Genomic DNA, 1,236 nt, shown 5'->3' on the forward strand with positions numbered 1-1,236 from the left:
GTTGAAGACGCTGGGGATGATGTAGTTCGCGTTGAGCTCGTCCTCGGCGACGACGTCGGCGAGGGCGCGGGCGGCGGCGAGCATCATGTCGGTGTTGACCGTGCGGGACTGTGCGTCGAGGAGGCCGCGGAAGACTCCGGGGAAGACCAGGACGTTGTTGATCTGGTTGGGGAAGTCGGAGCGGCCGGTGGCGACGACGGCGGCGGTCTGGCGGGCGATGCCGGGCTCGACCTCGGGGTCGGGGTTGGCGAGCGCGAAGACGATGGCGTTCTCGGCCATGGCGGCGACGTCGTCGCCGCCCAGGACGTTGGGGGCGGAGACGCCGATGAAGACGTCGGCGCCGCGCACGGCTTCCTTCAGGGTGCCGGTGATGCCCTCGGGGTTGGTGTTGTCGGCGATCCAGCGCAGGGCGGTTTCGGGGCCGGCGTCGACGAGGTCGGGGCGGCCGGCGTGGACGACGCCGTGGATGTCGGCGACGACGGCGTGCTTGACGCCGGCGGCGATCAGGAGCTTGAGGATCGCGGTTCCGGCGGCGCCCGCGCCGGACATGACGACGCGGACGTCGCCGATGGCCTTGCCGACCACGCGCAGGGCGTTGGTCAGGGCTGCGAGGACGACGATGGCGGTGCCGTGCTGGTCGTCGTGGAAGACGGGGATGTCCAGGGCCTCGCGCAGGCGGGCCTCGATCTCGAAGCAGCGGGGGGCGGAGATGTCCTCGAGGTTGATGCCGGCGAAGCCGGGGGCGATGGCCTTGACGATCTCGACGATGGCGTCGGAGTCCTGGGTGTCCAGGCAGATCGGCCAGGCGTCGATGCCCGCGAAGCGCTTGAACAGCGCGGCCTTGCCCTCCATCACCGGCAGCGCGGCCATGGGGCCGATGTTGCCCAGGCCCAGCACGGCGGAGCCGTCGGTGACCACGGCGACGCTGTTGCGCTTGATGGTCAGGCGGCGGGCGTCCTCGGGGTTCTCCGCGATGGCCATGCACACACGGGCCACACCGGGGGTGTAGACCATGGAGAGGTCGTCGCGGTTGCGGATGGGGTGCTTGGACGCCATCTCGATCTTGCCGCCGAGGTGCATCAGGAACGTACGGTCGGAGACCTTGCCCAGAACGACACCCTCGATACCGCGCAGCTTCTCCACGATCTCATCGGCATGCTCGGTCGAAGTCGTCGCCATCGTGACATCGATCCGCAGCTTCTCGTGACCGGAAGCGGTCACATCAAGGCCGGTCAC

General features: G+C 69.3%; 1 protein-coding gene. It reads right to left on the bottom strand.

Going from position 1 to position 1,236, the window contains the following annotated elements; genetic code table 11:
* On the bottom strand, positions 1-1,236 hold a 1,236-nt coding region (locus ACFPP6_RS36420), incomplete at both ends, for an NAD(P)-dependent malic enzyme (RefSeq protein ID WP_382051139.1).

Origin of the sequence: Streptomyces aureoversilis, from assembly GCF_042657885.1 — a bacterium.
GTDB classification, from domain to species: Bacteria; Actinomycetota; Actinomycetes; order Streptomycetales; family Streptomycetaceae; genus Streptomyces; species Streptomyces aureoversilis.